We start from the raw sequence: 368 nt of genomic DNA, 5'->3' as shown, positions 1-368 counted from the left end.
GTTGATGCATCATATACGCGAACAAGATCACCTTCGGCAATCCCACTTACTGTAATTGTATCCGCATCTCCAGCCTTATTGTTTGTTACTTTTACTGTATCCACCGCTGGTGCCACTGTTACTTGCGATTCATATTTCACCGCTGTACGAACACTTTCTAGCTCATTCTCACTTTGTACACTTACATACACTGTGCCACCTGTTTCTTTCAGTAAATCTGCCTTTTTAATCGTTACTTCTTTTGCTTCTCCAGCTACCGCTTCTGATGTTACGATCGCTTCTCCACCTTTTGACGCTTCATATACACGGACGATGTCGCCTTTTTTCAGTTCTGACACCGTAATTGTATCTTCTGCTTCCACTTTATT

The 368-nt window shown here is 42.1% G+C and carries 1 pseudogene; it reads right to left on the bottom strand.

From position 1 onward, the window contains the following. Window positions 1–368: pseudogene (locus H6481_RS28445) on the bottom strand (hypothetical protein); the annotation flags it as partial.

Origin of the sequence: Bacillus sp. ME78, from assembly GCF_903970865.1 — a bacterium.
Taxonomy (GTDB): Bacteria; Bacillota; Bacilli; order Bacillales; family Bacillaceae_G; genus Bacillus_A; species Bacillus_A cereus.
The sequence above is the reverse complement of the archived record's forward strand: the minus strand, read 5'-3'. Positions and strand labels throughout refer to the sequence as shown.